We start from the raw sequence: 321 nt of genomic DNA, 5'->3' as shown, positions 1-321 counted from the left end.
TTGATCCAATTAGAAAAACAAACTTGAAATTGTTCTGGGTCAATTAATGAAAAGACGCGACCTAAGGTATCATGCGATGGAATTCCGTGCTCAAGAGATAAGTATTGCTCAAACCAATTTTGTTTCATGTTTGCAAACTTTTCAATAGCAACCCAGCTATCGCAGCCACAGATAACGGCGCATAAGGTAATAAAAAAGATATCATCTAATTTATGTAATTGCTTTCTTTGAAGGCGTGGATCTGTAATATCTTTAAAATGTTCGATAAGTGTTGGCTTCTGTTTGTTCATTTTACGTCGCTTAAAGCGAAGTAATAGATCA

The 321-nt window shown here is 35.2% G+C and carries 1 protein-coding gene; it reads right to left on the bottom strand.

What is annotated here, in order from left to right; all coding sequences use genetic code 11:
* A partial coding sequence (locus tag CJF42_RS26510) for an ISAs1 family transposase (protein WP_141235718.1) occupies window positions 1-290 on the bottom strand: 290 nt, incomplete at its 3' end.
* Between the last annotated feature and the right edge of the window lie 31 nt (window positions 291-321).

The sequence above is a fragment of the Pseudoalteromonas sp. NBT06-2 genome (assembly GCF_002276045.1).
GTDB lineage: Bacteria > Pseudomonadota > Gammaproteobacteria > Enterobacterales > Alteromonadaceae > Pseudoalteromonas.
This window is presented reverse-complemented; position numbering and strand designations above follow the sequence as displayed.